13 protein-coding genes and 1 tRNA gene are annotated in these 15,570 nt (G+C 67.4%); 8 read left to right on the top strand and 6 right to left on the bottom strand.

Annotated features, from left to right (window positions below; genetic code table 11):
- Nucleotides 1–655, bottom strand: a 655-nt coding sequence (locus Q8814_RS18480) for a 5'-3' exonuclease (protein WP_456239112.1), incomplete at its 3' end; no start/stop codon positions are given.
- Between the two features lie 220 nt (nt 656–875).
- Between Q8814_RS18480 and Q8814_RS18475 the strand changes: the two genes are divergently transcribed.
- Genes Q8814_RS18475 through Q8814_RS18460 form a run of 4 tightly spaced genes read left to right on the top strand, consistent with a single transcriptional unit; the run spans nt 876 to nt 5,144 of the window.
- The gene (locus tag Q8814_RS18475) at nt 876–2,258 is read left to right on the top strand and encodes a branched-chain amino acid ABC transporter permease (RefSeq protein ID WP_408015933.1); all 1,383 of its coding nucleotides are present in this window, start codon (nt 876–878) and stop codon (nt 2,256–2,258) included.
- Between the two features lie 3 nt (nt 2,259–2,261).
- Nucleotides 2,262–3,251, top strand: a complete 990-nt coding sequence (locus Q8814_RS18470) for a branched-chain amino acid ABC transporter permease (protein ID WP_330153448.1) — start codon at nt 2,262–2,264, stop codon at nt 3,249–3,251.
- Nucleotides 3,244–4,299, top strand: coding sequence for an ABC transporter ATP-binding protein (locus Q8814_RS18465; protein ID WP_330153447.1), 1,056 nt, complete (start codon nt 3,244–3,246; stop codon nt 4,297–4,299). The genes Q8814_RS18470 and Q8814_RS18465 overlap by 8 nt, the downstream gene beginning before the upstream one ends.
- 14 nt (nt 4,300–4,313) lie before the next feature.
- The gene (locus Q8814_RS18460) at nt 4,314–5,144 is read left to right on the top strand and encodes an ABC transporter ATP-binding protein (RefSeq protein ID WP_330153446.1); all 831 of its coding nucleotides are present in this window, start codon (nt 4,314–4,316) and stop codon (nt 5,142–5,144) included.
- 70 nt (nt 5,145–5,214) lie between these two features.
- On the opposite strand, the gene Q8814_RS18455 is transcribed toward Q8814_RS18460, so the two are convergent.
- Both Q8814_RS18455 and Q8814_RS18450 read right to left on the bottom strand, forming a co-directional pair.
- A complete protein-coding gene (locus tag Q8814_RS18455; protein ID WP_330153445.1) occupies nt 5,215–6,546 on the bottom strand; it encodes an ABC transporter substrate-binding protein in 1,332 nt (443 codons plus the stop codon).
- 160 nt (nt 6,547–6,706) lie between these two features.
- Nucleotides 6,707–7,321: an ANTAR domain-containing response regulator gene (locus tag Q8814_RS18450; protein WP_330153444.1), complete on the bottom strand. Its 615-nt coding sequence runs from the start codon at nt 7,319–7,321 to the stop codon at nt 6,707–6,709.
- 110 nt (nt 7,322–7,431) lie between these two features.
- Here Q8814_RS18450 and Q8814_RS18445 point away from each other — a divergent pair.
- The 4 genes from Q8814_RS18445 to Q8814_RS18430 all read left to right on the top strand — a co-directional run bounded on the left by Q8814_RS18445 (nt 7,432) and on the right by Q8814_RS18430 (nt 10,324).
- Nucleotides 7,432–7,508: transfer RNA gene (locus Q8814_RS18445), tRNA-Leu, on the top strand.
- Between the two features lie 128 nt (nt 7,509–7,636).
- On the top strand, nt 7,637–7,834 hold the full coding sequence (locus Q8814_RS18440) for a DUF4177 domain-containing protein (RefSeq protein ID WP_330153443.1): 198 nt from the start codon (nt 7,637–7,639) through the stop codon (nt 7,832–7,834).
- Nucleotides 7,835–7,843: 9 nt separating this feature from the next.
- A complete protein-coding gene (locus tag Q8814_RS18435; protein ID WP_330153442.1) occupies nt 7,844–9,538 on the top strand; it encodes a DEAD/DEAH box helicase in 1,695 nt (564 codons plus the stop codon).
- Between the two features lie 90 nt (nt 9,539–9,628).
- On the top strand, nt 9,629–10,324 hold the full coding sequence (locus Q8814_RS18430; protein WP_330153441.1) for a hypothetical protein: 696 nt from the start codon (nt 9,629–9,631) through the stop codon (nt 10,322–10,324).
- Between the two features lie 18 nt (nt 10,325–10,342).
- On the opposite strand, the gene nuoN is transcribed toward Q8814_RS18430, so the two are convergent.
- From nuoN to nuoL, 3 genes are read right to left on the bottom strand one after another with little or no spacing between them, the layout of a single operon-like run.
- On the bottom strand, nt 10,343–11,947 hold the full coding sequence (gene nuoN / locus Q8814_RS18425) for an NADH-quinone oxidoreductase subunit NuoN (RefSeq protein ID WP_330153440.1): 1,605 nt from the start codon (nt 11,945–11,947) through the stop codon (nt 10,343–10,345).
- Nucleotides 11,944–13,665 (bottom strand): NADH-quinone oxidoreductase subunit M, encoded by a 1,722-nt coding sequence (locus tag Q8814_RS18420; RefSeq protein ID WP_330153439.1) that lies wholly within the window; start codon nt 13,663–13,665, stop codon nt 11,944–11,946. The genes nuoN and Q8814_RS18420 overlap by 4 nt, the downstream gene beginning before the upstream one ends.
- A gap of 13 nt (nt 13,666–13,678) precedes the next feature.
- Nucleotides 13,679–15,568 (bottom strand): NADH-quinone oxidoreductase subunit L, encoded by a 1,890-nt coding sequence (nuoL, locus tag Q8814_RS18415; RefSeq protein WP_330153438.1) that lies wholly within the window; start codon nt 15,566–15,568, stop codon nt 13,679–13,681.
- Between the last annotated feature and the right edge of the window lie 2 nt (nt 15,569–15,570).

Genomic DNA, 15,570 nt, shown 5'->3' with positions numbered 1-15,570 from the left:
CGGCGCTCTTCTCCCCCACCCCCGCGCTCCCGGGCAGCTTGTCGCTCGGGTCTCCGCGCAGCGCGGCGAAATCCGGGTACTGGAGCGGAGTCAGTCCGTACTTCTCCTCCACAGCGACCGGGGTGAAGCGGGTCAGGTCGGAGACGCCGCGCTTCGGGTACAGCACGGTGATGTCGTCGGTGACGAGTTGCAGCGCGTCACGGTCGCCGGTGACGACGAGGACCCGGTACCCGATTTCGGCGGCCTGTGTGGCGAGGGTGGCGATGATGTCGTCGGCTTCGTAGCCTTCTTCCGCCATCACCGGGATGCCCATGGCGCCCAGGACTTCCTTGGTGATGTCGATCTGGCCCTTGAAATCGTCGGGGGCGGCGCTGCGCTGGGCCTTATACGCGGCGTACAGCTCGGCGCGGAAGGTCTTGCGGCTGACGTCGAACGCGGCCGCGACATGGGTGGGTTGTTCGTCGCGCAGCAGGTTGATGAGCATGGAGGTGAACCCGTACACCGCGTTGGTGGTCTGCCCGCTGGTGGTCTTGAAGTTCTCGGCGGGGAGCGCATAGAACGCGCGGAAGGCCAGAGAGTGTCCGTCGAGGAGCAGGAGAGTCGGGCGGCCGGCGGGGGCCGCGGGGGTTGTGGTCGAGGAGGATGCACGGGTCACGGCAGCCAGTCTAGGGACCAGTCCCGACAGCGACGAAGACGCCGACTCTTCGTCGCTGTGTCCGCGCCGGAAACATGGTTGTTGCGCAGAAAACCGGATCGATACCCCGCGGAAATGACGGAGACGGCTGTGATCGTCATCTCAGACGATAAAGTCCGATTCCACGACGTCGGCCCTCCGTCGTCGAGCTCGACCCCACCGATCTGTCTGGAGGACCTGCGTGGCCCCAACCGTGAGACGTCGACGATGGGTGTCGAGACCTCGACGGCTCGTCCGAGTGGTGATGTTCCTGCTGGTGGCGGTGTTTGCCGTGGCTGTCGGCGCAGGTGGCGCCGCAGCGCAGGAACCGACCACGCCCCCTTCTCCCGACGCGACGTCCACTCCCGCCACGACACCCGAACCCGCTCCGCCCGACACCGTGGAAGACGGGGAGCGCGTGGTCGGCACCCTCAACAACGCCGGTGAGCGGCTCGAGGGTGTGACGGTGCGTGCCCTGGACGACTCCGGCGCGGTCGTCGCCGAAACGGTCTCCGAGGAGCGCGGCCGGTGGGAGCTGACGGTGCCACCGGGCACCTACACCTTCGAGGTCGACGCCGAGTCGCTCCCCGACGAGGTCAGTGTGCAGTCCGCGGTCACGCGCGCGGTGGCGGCCGGGCAGACGAACACCGTCATCTTCTCGTTCGGTGAGGCACGGACGGGCTCGACCGTCGCGTTCGCCGAAACCCTGATCCGCACCATCGTCGACGGTCTCCGTTTCGGCCTGATCATCGCGATCGCCGGTGTCGGCCTGAGCCTGATCTTCGGGACGACCGGCCTGACGAACTTCGCGCACGGCGAACTGGTGACCCTCGGTGCGGTCGCGGCCTGGATCTTCAACGTCACCGTGGGACTCCAGCTCGTTCTCGCGACGCTCCTCGCGATCGTGGTCGGGGTGATCATCGGGCTGCTCAACGACGCGCTGATCTGGGCGCCGCTGCGGCGCCGGCGTACCGGGTTGATCGCGCAGCTGGTGGTGTCCATCGGCCTCGCCATCGCCCTGCGCTATCTGATCCTCGCGTTCTTCTCCGATCGCACCCAGCCGTTCGACGACTATCAGGCCCAGCAGCAGCTCGTGTGGGGTCCGTTCGCGATCACACCGGTCAACCTGGCCTGCATCGTCATCAGCCTCGTGGTGCTCGTCGGGGTCGCAGTCCTGTTGCAGCGGACGCGGATCGGCAAGGCCATGCGTGCGGTCGCCGACAACCGCGATCTGGCCGCGGCGTCGGGGATCGACGTCGAGAAGGTGGTCCGGTTCGTGTGGGGTCTCGGCGGCGGACTCGCCGCGCTCGGCGGTGTGCTGTTCGGCCTCTCCGAACTCGGTGGACGGGTGCAGTGGGAGATGGGTTTCAAGCTTCTGCTGCTGATGTTCGCCGGCATCATCCTCGGTGGTCTCGGTACCGCGTACGGCGCGCTGCTCGGCTGCGTCGTCGTGGGTCTGCTGGTGCAGCTGTCGACGTTGGTGATCAATCCGGACCTGAAGTACATCGGTGGCCTGCTGGTGCTCATCGTCATTCTGGTCATTCGCCCGCAGGGCATCCTCGGCAGTCGAACAAGGATCGGGTGATCCATGGATATCCTTGCTATTCTGCAGGTTTCGTTTGCACAGCTGATCGGCCCCTCGGCCATCTTCTATGCGCTGCTCGCGATCGGCCTCAATCTGCACTTCGGCTACGCGGGGCTGCTGAACTTCGGCCAGATCGGATTTGCGCTGCTCGGCGGGTACGGCGTGGGCATCATGACCGTCACCTACGACCAGCCTCTGTGGGTCGGCATCCTCGTCGGTCTCGCCCTGTCCGGGCTGCTCGCGCTCGTGCTGGGGATACCCACGCTGCGCCTGCGCGCCGACTACCTGGCGATCGCCACGATCGCCGCCGCCGAGATCCTGCGGCTGGTGTTCCGCTCGACCGCATCCGACTCCGTGACCGGGTCCACGCGGGGCCTGTGGGGTTTCGCCGACCCGTTCACCGCCCTGAGCCCGTTCGATTCGGGACGGCAGTACTCGCTGCTCGGCATGAAGTTCTACGGTGACGACCTGTGGGCGATGGTGGTGGGCTGGACCCTCGTGCTGCTGCTGTGCGGGCTCGTGTATCTGCTCAGCCACAGTCCGTGGGGCCGCGTGCTCAAAGCGGTGCGCGAGGACGAGGACGCCGCCCGGTCGCTGGGCAAGAACGTGTTCGTCTACAAGATGCAGGCTCTCGTGCTGGGCGGCATGATCGGCGGGCTCGGCGGCGTGTTCAACGCGTTGCAGACCAAGTCGATCAATCCCGACTTCTACTCGACTGCGCAGACGTTCTTCGCCTTCGGCGCGCTGATCCTGGGCGGCGCGGCCACGGTGTTCGGCCCGGTGCTGGGAGCAATGCTGTTCTGGTTCCTGCTGACCATCCCGGATGCGATTCTGCGGCAGACGATCTCGGGACCGGATCCGCTGCTCCCGTTCACCGAACAGCAGGTGGGCGCACTGCGGTTCGTGCTGCTCGGTGTCCTCATCTCCGTGATGATGGTCTTTCGGCCGCAGGGCATACTCGGAAGCAAGCGGGAGGTCCAGCTCGATGCCTGACACCGAACTCACGACACCGCTCGGCGCCGCCGAGCGGGCGGCCATGTTCGCCGGCGTCCCACAGGAGCCCGGCGCCGGCAAACCCGATCCGATTCTCGTGGTCGACAACATCTCCCGCACGTTCGGGGGGCTCAAAGCCGTCGACGTCGCCCATCTGGAGATCCAGCGGGGATGTATCACCGGGCTGATCGGACCCAACGGCGCGGGCAAGACGACCTTGTTCAACCTGCTGACCGGGTTCGACCGCGTCGACACCGGCACGTGGAGCATGGACGGCGCCTCCCTCGGACGGCTCCATCCCCATCACGTCGCCCGGCGTGGCATCGTCCGGACCTTCCAGCTGACCAAGTCGCTGTCGAAGATGACCGTCCTCGACAACGTCCGGCTCGGCGCCCGGCACCAACGCGGCGAACGCATGCTCGGTGCGCTGTTGCCGTGGACGTGGCGCGCGCAGGAACGCGAGATCACCGACCGCGCGTACGACCTGCTCGCCCGGTTCGACCTCGCCGGGAAGGCCGACGATCTCGCCGGTTCGCTGTCCGGTGGCCAACGGAAACTGCTCGAGATGGCACGGGCACTGATGACCGATCCGACGGTGGTGATGCTCGACGAACCCATGGCCGGGGTCAACCCCGCACTCACGCAGCGTCTGCTCGGCCACATCAAGTCGTTGCGCGACGACGGGATGACCGTGGTCTTCGTCGAGCACGACATGGACGTCATCCGCGACATCTCCGACTGGGTGGTGGTGATGGCCCAGGGCTCGGTCATCGCCGAGGCCCCGCCGGACGAGCTGTCCGGCAACAGTGCGGTCGTCGATGCCTATCTCGGCAGTCACCACGACCAGGCACTCGAGTTCGACGAGGCCGGCAATCCCGTGGGCGCGACCGCCGTGCTCGCCGAGGCGCTCGAGGAAGCCGAGGTGCAGGCACTCGCCGCCGGTGCCGACCTGTCCGGCCAGGATGTGCCCGTCGCCGTTCCGTCCGATTCGGCGAGCCGCACCGCACAGCCCGAGACGGACGAGCCCGGAACCCCGGAGAACCGATGAACCCAGGAGAGCCGATGAGCGACACCTCTTCCCCGCCGGCACCTCCGGAAGGCATGACGCCGGCCGAGCGATCCGCTACCGCCGAGGAACACGCACGGCTCGCCGAGGGCGCGCTGCTCCGCGCCGACGACCTCGTCGCCGGATACTTCCCCGGTGTCGACATCCTGCGAGGCTGCAACTTCTTTCTGCGCGAGGGGGAAATCGTAGGCATCATCGGGCCCAACGGCGCCGGAAAATCCACCCTGCTCAAGGCTCTGTTCGGATTGATACCCGTGCGGCGCGGGGAGATCACGCTCCGCGGCGATTCGATCACGTCCGCACCCGCACACGTGCTGGTGCGCAACGGTGTCGGATACGTGCCGCAGACGCAGAACGTCTTTCCCTCGCTCACCATCGAGGAAAACCTCGAGATGGGAATCTATTTGCGTCCCAAGAAGTTCGCCGCCCAGTTCGACCGGGTCGCGGAACTGTTCCCGTTGCTGGGGGAACGGCGGAAGACCAAGGCCGGGGCCCTGTCCGGTGGTGAACGTCAGATGGTGGCGATGGGACGTGCCCTGATGATGGACCCGTCGGTGCTGCTGCTCGACGAGCCGTCCGCCGGGCTGTCCCCGATGTTCCAGGACGAAGTGTTCATCCGCTGCAAGAAGATCAATGCCGCCGGGGTGTCGATCATCATGGTCGAGCAGAACGCACGGCGGTGCCTGCAGATCTGTGACCGCGGGTACGTGCTGGACCAGGGCCGCAACGCCTACACCGACACGGGGGCGAACCTGATGCACGACCCGAAGGTGATCGAGCTGTACCTCGGCACCCTCGCCGGCAGCAAGGAGAAGAAGCGACGCTGAGCGGTACCGGGCACAGCAAGACGGGCCGGCATTCACACGAATGCCGGCCCCGCCGGTGCAAAAGCGACCGTCAGCCGCCGACCACGATGTAATCCTCGGTGGTCAGCTTGTTGTCCGGCCCGAACACGAGGTGCCCGTAGGAGCCGACTCCCGGCTCACCGGCGTCGACGAAGCTCAATTCGCCGGTGACGCCGTCGTAGTCGATGTTCTCACCGGACCGCACGAGATCGGCGCACTGCTGGAATGTGGTGCACTTGGTGCCGTCCTTGGTCACGTCGTTGATGTTCGCGGCGATGTCCACTCCGGCCGTGGAGCCCGCCTGTTCCGCGGCCAGCGCCGAGATGACCACCGCGTCGTACGATTCACCGGAGTAGTTGAAGTCGATCAGCGCCGGATCGACGGCGAGCAGGCGCTGACGGAATTCCTCGCCGGTATCGGTCAACGGTGTGGTGCCGGACATCCCCTCGAGCAGTCCCGCGGCCACGTTCGCACCCAGCGCGTTGCCCATGTTGCCGTCGACACCGAAGACGGGCGTGCCGTCGGACGGTCCGATGCCCACCTCGTGCATGCGGGTGATGATCTTCGCCGATTCCTCGAAGCCGATGAGAGCCACCGCATCCGGAGCGAAGTTCGCGACCTGGTCGACCTCGGCGTTGAACGACTGCGCGTTGGGGTCGTAGATGATCTTCTGGATCTGGTCTTCGGCGATGCCGGCTTCGGCGAGGTTGGCGGCGGTGTTCTCGGCGAGCCCCGTGCCGTAGGGGTCGTTGAGAGCCAGAATCGAGACCCGCTGCGCGCCGTCGGCGGCGATCAGCTGCGCCAGTGCCTGCGCCTGCAGTACGTCGGTGGGCGCGGTGCGGAAATACATGCCCCGATCCGCGTAGCAGACGAACTGGTCGGAGGTGTTCGCCGGGGAGAACATCACGACCCCCGCGCTGGTGATCTTGTCGATGACCTTCAGCGAGACCGACGACGACGCCGCGCCCACGATCACCTGGGTTCCGGCGGCGAGTTCGCGGTCGACGGTGGAATTGGCGGTGTCGGTGGTGGTGTCCCCCGAGTCGCCGGGAATGAGTTCCACCGGCTGTCCGAGCACACCTCCGGCGCCGTTGACTTCGTCGACGGCCAGCCGGACCGCCGCGACTTCGGGCGGGCCCAGGAAGGCAAGGCTTCCGGTTTCGGGAAGCAGGGTTCCGATCTTCAACGGCCCGGTCGCCGGGGTGTCACCTGCGGTGGCCTGCGCGGGCTCACAGTCGGTTTCGACGGTGGTCTCGGCCGCAGCCGTCTCCCCGTCGTCGGTGGCGCTCGTTGCGGAGTCGTCGCCGTCCGAGCTGCAGCCCGCGAGTACCAGCGCCGCCGCACCGAGCACCGCCGCGGCGCGGACGAGGGTCCGTCTTGCCATCCAACTCTCCTTCGATCACCTGCAACGCAATTCCGGCATTTTGCCGGGTGTCGTCGAAACATAGCGGTCGAAGTGCGTGCGCGAACCCGGCCGAAATCGTTGTGATCCGACCGTTATATTCAGCGGGAGATATTGACGTCGATGTAACGTGCCGCCGTGCTCAGCCGACGGCGTCCTCACCGATCGTTTCGATGATCACTTCGGCGACGTGTTTCATCGTGGTCCGGCGATCCATCGCCGCCCGCTGGATCCAGCGGAACGCCTCCGGTTCGGTCATCGCATGCTTTTCCATGAGGATGGCCTTCGCCCGGTCGACGAGTTTGCGGGCCTCGAAGCGTTCGGACAGACCCGCGATTTCGCGTTCGAGTTCGCGCAGTTCGGCGAACCGGCTCACGGCCACCTCGATCGCGGGCACGAGGTCGCTCTTGGAGAAGGGTTTGACGAGGTATGCCATCGCCCCCGCGTCGCGGGCACGCTCGACGAGCTCGCGCTGACTGAAGGCTGTGAGAATAACCACAGGTGCGATGCGCTTCTGCGCGATCTCCGAGGCTGCGTCGATGCCGTCCCGTCGCGGCATCTTCACATCCATGATGACCAGATCCGGGGTGAACTCCTCGGCGAGTTCGACAGCACGCTGGCCGTCCCCGGCCTCGCCCACCACGTCGTAGCCTTCTTCGCGCAGCATCTCGACCAGATCGAGCCTGATCAGCGCCTCGTCTTCGGCGACCACGACCCTCTTGGCTCCGGTGGTGTTGTCGTGCGGCGCGGCTGTCATCGTCGGCCCTTCCCATTTCGGTCTGGCTGCCCCCGGATGGAGGTCGAACGTTTGAAGGGTACCGGTGTTTGACCACTGCGCCCGATCCCTTACAGTGGTCTCCGCACCACGCCCCCGTATCCCAATTGGCAGAGGAAACGGATTCAAAACCCGTACAGTGTCAGTTCGAGTCTGACCGGGGGCACCAGCAGGGCCGGCTCCGGCGTCACCGAATCTTCTCTCGCGCAGGGCACTCCCGGGTAAGTTCGGTTTCGGGCCGAGGTACCGAGGTATCGACGGCGCATGGCCGATCGGGCCCGATGCGAGGGAGTCACTGTGTATTCGTACAAGGTTGTCGAGCTCCGCGAGAAGATGATCGGCGGCAAGATGTCCGGCGACAGACTCGAAGAGATTCTCAACGAGCACGCCCGGCAAGGGTGGCAGCTCAAAGCAATCACCTCCACCGACATCAAGGGCCGTCTCGGCCCGGGCGGTGTGGAAGGCCTGATGATCACCTTCGAACGGCAGGACTGAACTCGCCAGGTGGTCACCTCCCGACGTCGTCCGGCTCATAAAGCTGCTCCACGGCCCACTGCGGGCTCCGGCGAACGGGTATGGGTGCTCGACGTCCCGCACCGCACGAGTGCACCCGGCGCCACGTGGGACAGGAAGTTGCGCAGCCATCTTTACCTCGGACGCGAACTCCCGGCGACGTTGGCGCCGTTCGCTGCCAAGCCGTACAGCTATCAGCAGTGGGTCGAAGACGAAGTAAACGGCACCCCGAGTCCCTCCGCCGTCGCGGCGCCGAAAGCACCACGTGCCGAGCAACTCCGAGCAGCACAGTTCATCGCGACGGCTGCGCATCACAAGATGCGGGCCGCGGCCCTGTTCGACGATGTCGGGATGGGAAAGACGATTTCCGCAGTGCTCGGCGCGAAATCGGTGCTGGCCGACCGCGGAGGCGTCAGCGTTCTCGTCATCGTGGATCGTCCTGTCGCGATCACGATCCCGTCGTGGCGGGCGAGCATCGCCGCGGTCGGTGACGGCGGCTACCGCTGGCTGATCTGCTCCCCCGACCAGTTGAAGAAGCTGATCGCCGCGAACGGCCGGCCCAAGTTCTCCTTCGACGTCGTCATCGCCGACGAAGCGCAGAACTTTCGGCACGACTCGCAGCGCACCACGTACATGCGGCGCGTCACCAAAATGCTCGCGCCGCCGGGCAAGGCACCTTTCCTCATCGCGGTCACCGCGACCCCCGGGCATCATCCGGGCGAATGGCGCTACCTGTCGTCGCTGTTCGCGCAGGTCCACGGTGAGAGTCCGGCCGAGTGGGACGATTTCGGCGCGCGTCTGGTGCAGGCCGGGATCCCCCTCGAACGGTGCTTCGGCAAATGGCAGTGGTCCGGCGAGGCGACCGGTTCGCCGGCGCTGCAGGCGAAGGCCGTGGGCGCCGGGCGCAGGTGGCTCACCGACCACGACCCGCCGCTGCTGCTCCACCGCGATTCGCCGTGGGGTCCGGCTCCGATCGACGGGCTCGGCGTCGAACTGACCCCTGCCGAGCAGGCCCGGTACGACCTCGAGTGGGGCGAGTTCCGGCAGGAAATGGGGGTTGCCCGCACCGGTTCGGACACCGCGCGCGGTCTTGCCGCGTTGCTGCGGTTCCGGCAGAAGGCCGGGATGATCCGGGTGCCGTACACGGTCGAGCTGGCCGCGGCGTATGTCGACCGCGGTTATCAGGTGCTGATCGCCGCGGAGATGGTGACGACCGCGGCCGGTCCGCTCGCCGATGCGCTGGAGGAACGCGGAATCGCGGTGGCTCGGATCTTCGGGGGACGCCCGGATGCCGAGGAGCAGCGATTGCGGTTCCAGCGCGGCCATGCGCCGGTCTGCGTGTTCACCACGACGACGGCGATCAGTCTGCACGCGAACGAACATCTCTCCGACGGCACGTACGCGAGCGCGGCGCCGCGCATCGGGTTGTTCCACCAGCCGCGGTATTCGGGTATCGCCGCGCGCCAGACGATCGGGCGTGCGCACCGCGATCACCAGGTGTGCCCGTGGTTCCTGTTGTACAGCGAGGGCACCGTCGAGGAGCGGGCCGCCGCCACGATGGTGCAGCGCCTGCTGGTGACCGCGGCGTCGGTCGACGGCGACACGAGCACATTCGACACGATCGCCGAACTCTTCGGAGCGCAGTGGTTGCCGTCGGAAACCCTCGCGGCGCAGGCCCTCGGGTAGGAGTGCTTTCGAACGTGTCGGTGGGGCCCGCTACCGTGCGCAGGTATCGAACGTAGTTTCGGAGCACCTCGACACGAAACGGACCATCCCATGACGCCACCCGTCGTTCCGACCCCCCATCGCCGCTGCGCAGGCCCTGTTCTGTCGTACCCGGGTAGGGGTCGCGGCGACGACCTCGTCCGCAGCAGGTCGCGGTGTCCGGGCATCGGACACTCCGAGCGCATCGACGTCCCGTTCGGCCGCGACAGCCACGGCGCTGCCGTGCGGTGGAGCCTGTCTGCGGGTCGCAACCTGCTCGTCCACCAGCGCGCCGAGCGGCTCTCCCCCGACCTGCCCCTGACTCTCATGGCGACGACCGCGCTGGCCGGCTGCACCCATGAACTGTTCGTGGCCGACCCCTGCGGACGTTACGACTGGCTCGGCGGCCTCGACCGGCCGGGCCGCGCCCACGGCGCCCGCACACCCGACGCGATCGCGCGCATGCTGACCACACTCGCGTCGGCTGCTCCCGGACCGCGTCGACTACTGCTCGTGGCGGACCTGACGCAGACGGTCGCTGCGCTCGACGAGGCAGGTGGCCGGTTGCTGACCGAGCTCGCCACCACCGCGAGAACGCGGAACCTCACCGTCGTGGCCTCGACCCCCGACCGCACAGCGCGATGGTTCCCGCGGGGTCTGATCGCGGCGTTCGACGACGTCGTCGAGCGCGGCGCGAGCACCGTGGTACACCGCGGCCGGGCGGTGTGGACCGATGTGGGACGGACGCAGTCGAACGCGACGGGGTAGACCCGGCCCGTCACGCCGTCAGTGCAGGAAGACCGCCGCCTGCTCGGCCAGATCGAGCACCGGCTGGGGAACGACACCCAAGAGCACCGTGGCGATCGCGGAGATCGCGACGACCCCCGAGGTCAGCACACTCGGCACCACCAGGGTCGGCGCGTCCGCGGGGGGTTCGTCGAAGAACATCAGCACGATCACCCGCACGTAGAAGTACGCGGCGACGGCGCTGGCGAGCACGCCGACGATCACGAGCGGGACCGCGCCGCCGGCGATCGCGGCACCGAACACGGCGAACTTGGCGATGAAGCCGCTGGTGAGCGGAATACCGGCGAGCGAGAGCAGAAACAGCGCGAACAGCGCCCCGAGCAGCGGGGAGCGCCTGCCGATCCCCGCCCAGCGCGACAACTCCCACGCCTCCCCGTCGGGATCGCGCACGAGCGTGACCACCGCGAACACCCCGGCGGTGCCGAAACCGTAGGCCAGCAGATAGAACAGCGTCGACGACACTCCGGCCGGGTTGGCGGCGATCAGCCCGGTGACGACGAACCCGGTGTGGCTGATCGCCGAGTACGCGAGCATCCGCTTGACGTCGGTCTGCGACACCGCGAGCACCGCGCCCACCACCATGGTGGCGATCGCGACCGCCCACAGAATCGGGCGCCAGTCGTCCTGCAGCCCCGGCACCGCGACGTAGAAGACGCGCAGCATCGCCCCGAACGCCGCGATCTTGGTGGCTGTGGCCATGAACGCCGTCACCGGTGTGGGCGCGCCCTGGTAGACGTCCGGCGTCCACGAATGGAACGGCACCGCACCGATTTTGAACAGCAACCCGACCGCGAGCAACCCGATGCCGATGAGGGCCATATTGTCGTTGCCGGCGCCCGTTTCGATGGCATCGGCGATCCCCGTCAGCCGCACGGTGCCCGCGTAACCGTAGAGCAATGCGACACCGTAGACGAAGAACGCCGACGAAAACGCGCCCAGCAGAAAGTACTTCAACGCCGCTTCCTGCGAGAGCAGCCGACGCCGCCGCGCGAGGCCGCACAGCAGATACAACGGCAGCGACAGGACCTCGAGGGCCACGAACATCGTCAGCAGATCACCCGCAGCCGGGAACAGCAGCATGCCGCCGACCGCGAAGAGGGTCAGCGGGTACACCTCGGTGCGGGTGACGCCCGCCTCGGTCGCCTGCCGCTCGGCGGTGCTGCCGGGCAGCGCGGACGCGGCGGGGGTGAAGGCGTCGGACCGCGCGGGAAGCGCTGCCGTCGCCACCCTGTCCGCGCGCACGGACCTGCTTTCGACACCGCGCTCGGCGATGAGGGCGACCGACAGGATCGCAACCACGAGTATCGATCCCTGCAGGAACAGCGTCGGTCCGTCCACCACGACGGCACCGAGCACCGCGCTGCGAGCGGTCCCGGCGAGCAGCACCACCGCGACGAACGCAGCGACCAGTCCCCCGAAACTCAACACGAGGTGGCTCGCATACCGGGCACGTGCCGGAACGAACGCCTCGACGATCACCCCCGCCACTGCGACACCGAAGACGATCAGCATGGGTGCGAGCGCGCCGTACTCGATGTCCGGTGCGGGCAGCGATTGCGCGAGCAGCGTCCCGTCGAAGCTCATTCGTGTCCACCTCCTTCGGGATCCTCGCCGGATACCGCTCCGGCCACAGGTCGGTCGCCGGGCACCGTCGGTCCCGGATCCTGCTGATCGACCGAGACCAGCGTGTGGTCGACGGCCGGGGTGATGACGTCCAGCGCGGGCTTCGGGTACACGCCGAGCAGGATGAGCAGCGCGATCAGCGGTGCCATCACGAGGATTTCGCGGGGAACCAGATCGGTGATCGCGGTGCCGTGACCGTCGTCGGGCATGCGCGACCCGGACCGCGGGTGGTCGGTGTCGTGCGGTGCGGCCACCTGGGGTTCCGGGTGCCGTACGGGTCCGCCCATCATGCGCTGATACAGCCAGAGCACGTACAGCGCCGACAACACGAGTGCGATCGTCGCGATCACCGCGGCCACCTGGTATCGCGGATAGGTGCCGACGAACACCAGGAATTCGCTCACGAACGGCGCAAGGCCCGGCAGAGACAGTGTGGCGAGACCCGCGACGAGGAATGTGCCGGCGAGGACGGGGGCGATCTTCTGCACTCCGCCGTACGCGGCGATCAGACGCGTGCCGCGACGGGAGACGAGGAAGCCGGCGACGAGGAACAGTGCTGCGGTGGAGATTCCGTGGTTGACCATGTACAGGGTGGATCCGGCCTGACCCTGGCTGGTCATGGCGAAGATGCCGAGGATGATGAACCCGAAGTGGGAGATCGACGTGTAGGCGATCAGCCGCATCACATCGGTCTGGCCGATCGCGAGCATCGCGCCGTAGACGATGCCGATCACCGAGAGGCCGACGACCACCGGCGCGAAATACACGGAGGCGTCGGGAAACAGCTGCAGGCAGTAGCGGAGCATGCCGAACGTGCCCACCTTGTCGACGACGGCCATCATCAGCACCGCGGACGCCGGTGTCGTCTGCACCGCAGCGTCGGGCAGCCAGCTGTGCAGCGGCCACAGCGGCGCCTTGACCGCGAATGCGAACATGAAACCGACGAAGACGGCGTTGAGGACCCCCGGACCGACGCCCAGTTCCCCCGATGCTGCCGCTTCGGCGACGACCCGGAAGTCGAAGGTGCCCACCGACTCCGATGCCCCCAGCCCCGCCCGGGCCGTGACCACGTACAGCCCGATCACCGCGGCCAGCATGATCAGGCCACCGAGCAGGTTGTAGAGCAGGAACTTGACCGCTGCGCGGGATCGCCGGGCGCGTTCGGTCCCGCGACCACCGAACCCGCCGATGAGGAAGTACATCGGGATCAGCATGGCCTCGAAGAACACATAGAACAGTAGGATGTCGAGCGCGGTGAACGAGAGCAGCACCATCGCTTCCACCAACAGGATCAGCGCTACGTACGTGTGGGCTGCGCGTGCCCGGGTGCCCGGCGCCGCCTCGGCCAGCACGATGCGGTCGTCGTGCCAACCGGCGATCAGGAGCACCGGTACCAATACCGCGGTGAGCAATACCAGTACCAGGGCGATCCCATCGAGTCCTACCGCGTATCGGGCGCCGAATGCCGGGATCCACGAGTGGGATTCGACGAACTGGAACTGCTCTCCCGCCGGGTCGAACCGCACGGCGAGCACAGCGGCCAGCGCGAGCACCACCAGTGCGGCACCGAGCGCGACCACCTTCGCGAGCGAACGCATGCGCGCCGGCATCGCCAGGATCGCGACGGCCCCGACGACCGGCACGGCCCACAGGACGGTCAGCCACGGAAATTGGTTCATTGCGCCACCCCCATCACAGCCTCACCAGCATCAGCGCCGCGACCACCACGGTCGCGCCGCCGAACATGTAGAGGGCGTACGACCGGACGAAGCCGGTCTGCAGCCGACGCAAGCGGCCTGAGCCTGCGCCGATCGAGGTGGAGGCACCGCTGACGAAACCGTCGATACCGTTGTTCTCGACAAGGCCCAGGGCGTCGACCAATTTCCCGCCGGGACGCATGAATACCGCCTCGTTGACCGCGTCGCCGTAGAGGTCGCGGCGGGCGGCGACGGTCGCTGCCGACACCGCGGTCGGCGCGGTCGCGGGGACGTCCCGCGTCGCGTACTGCCGGTACGCGACGGCCACGCCGGTGATCACCACCGCCAGCGTCAGGGCGGTGGTCACCCACACCGGCAGCCCGCCCTCGTGCGGGTGGGAGCCGACGACCGGTTCGAGCCAGTGCTGCAACCCTCCGCCGAGTACGAGCAGGCCGCCCGCGGTGACCGAGCCGACCGCGAGCAGGATCATCGGCCACACCATCACCCCCGGTGACTCGTGCGGTTCGGCGTCCGCGGCCCATCGCCGCTCGCCGAGGAAGGTCAGGATCATCACGCGGGTCATGTAGAACGCGGTCAGTCCCGCACCGAGCAGCGCCGCGACTCCCAGCACGATGCCTTTGGCACCGCCCTCGGCGAAGGCGACCTCGATGATCTTGTCCTTCGAGAAGAATCCCGCGAACGGAGGAATGCCGATGATGGCGAGATAACCGAGCCCGAAGGTGACGAAGGTGAGCGGCATGACCGTGCGCAGCGCGCCGAAGCGGCGAATGTCCGTCTCGTCGTTCATGGCGTGCATGACCGAACCCGCGCCGAGGAACAACCCTGCTTTGAAGAATCCGTGGGTGAGCAGGTGCAGGATCGCGAACGCGTATCCGGCGGGGCCCAGCCCCGCCGCGAGCACCATGTAGCCGATCTGGCTCATCGTCGAGGCGGCGAGCGCCTTCTTGATGTCGTCCTTGGCGCAGCCGATGATCGCCCCGAACAGGAGGGTGGCCGCCCCGACGATGACGACGGCCAGCCGGGCGGCGGGAGCGGCGTCGAAGATCGCGTTCGCGCGGGTGATGAGATAGACACCGGCCGTGACCATCGTCGCGGCGTGGATCAGCGCCGAAACCGGGGTGGGGCCCTCCATGGCGTCACCGAGCCACGACTGCAGTGGCAGCTGCGCGGACTTGGCGCACGCGGCGAGCAGCAGTGTGAGCCCGATCGCGGTGAGCACGCCCTCCCCGGCGGCGGGGACGGCGGCGAACACCTCGTTGTAGGACAGGGTGCCGAAGGTCGCGAACATAATCATGATGGCGACGAGCAGGCCGATGTCCCCGACCCGGTTGACGACGAATGCCTTCTTCGCGGCTGTCGCGGCACTCGGTTTGTGCTGCCAGAAACCGATGAGCAGATACGACGCGAGACCGACACCCTCCCAGCCGAGGTAGAGCACGAGGAAGTTGTCGGCGAGAACGAGCACGAGCATCGCCGCGAGGAACAGGTTGAGGTAGCCGAAGAAGCGGCGGCGGTCGTCGTCGTGCGCCATGTACCCGATCGAGTAGATGTGGATGAGTGTTCCCACCCCGGTGATCAGCAGCACGAAGCACATCGACAGCTGGTCCAGCCGGAGCCCGAAGTCCACCTGCAACTCCGCGACCGGCACCCACTCGTAGAGCGTCTGCTGCACGGTCCGCTCGCCCGTGTCCCGTCCGAGCATCGCCACGAACGCGACCACGGCGAGCACGAACGAGACCAGCGCGGTGGCGCAGCCGAGCAGGTGTCCCCACGGGTCGCTGCGTCGTCCGGCGAGCAGCAGCACGGCGGCGCCGAGCAGCGGAAGGGCCGGGATCAACCAGATGGCCGAGGCGATGGTGTTCATGC

This window comes from Rhodococcus chondri, from assembly GCF_036327435.1.
GTDB classification, from domain to species: Bacteria; Actinomycetota; Actinomycetes; order Mycobacteriales; family Mycobacteriaceae; genus Rhodococcus; species Rhodococcus chondri.
Note: the sequence above shows the minus strand (reverse complement) of the source record. Positions and strands in the feature narration are given on the sequence as shown.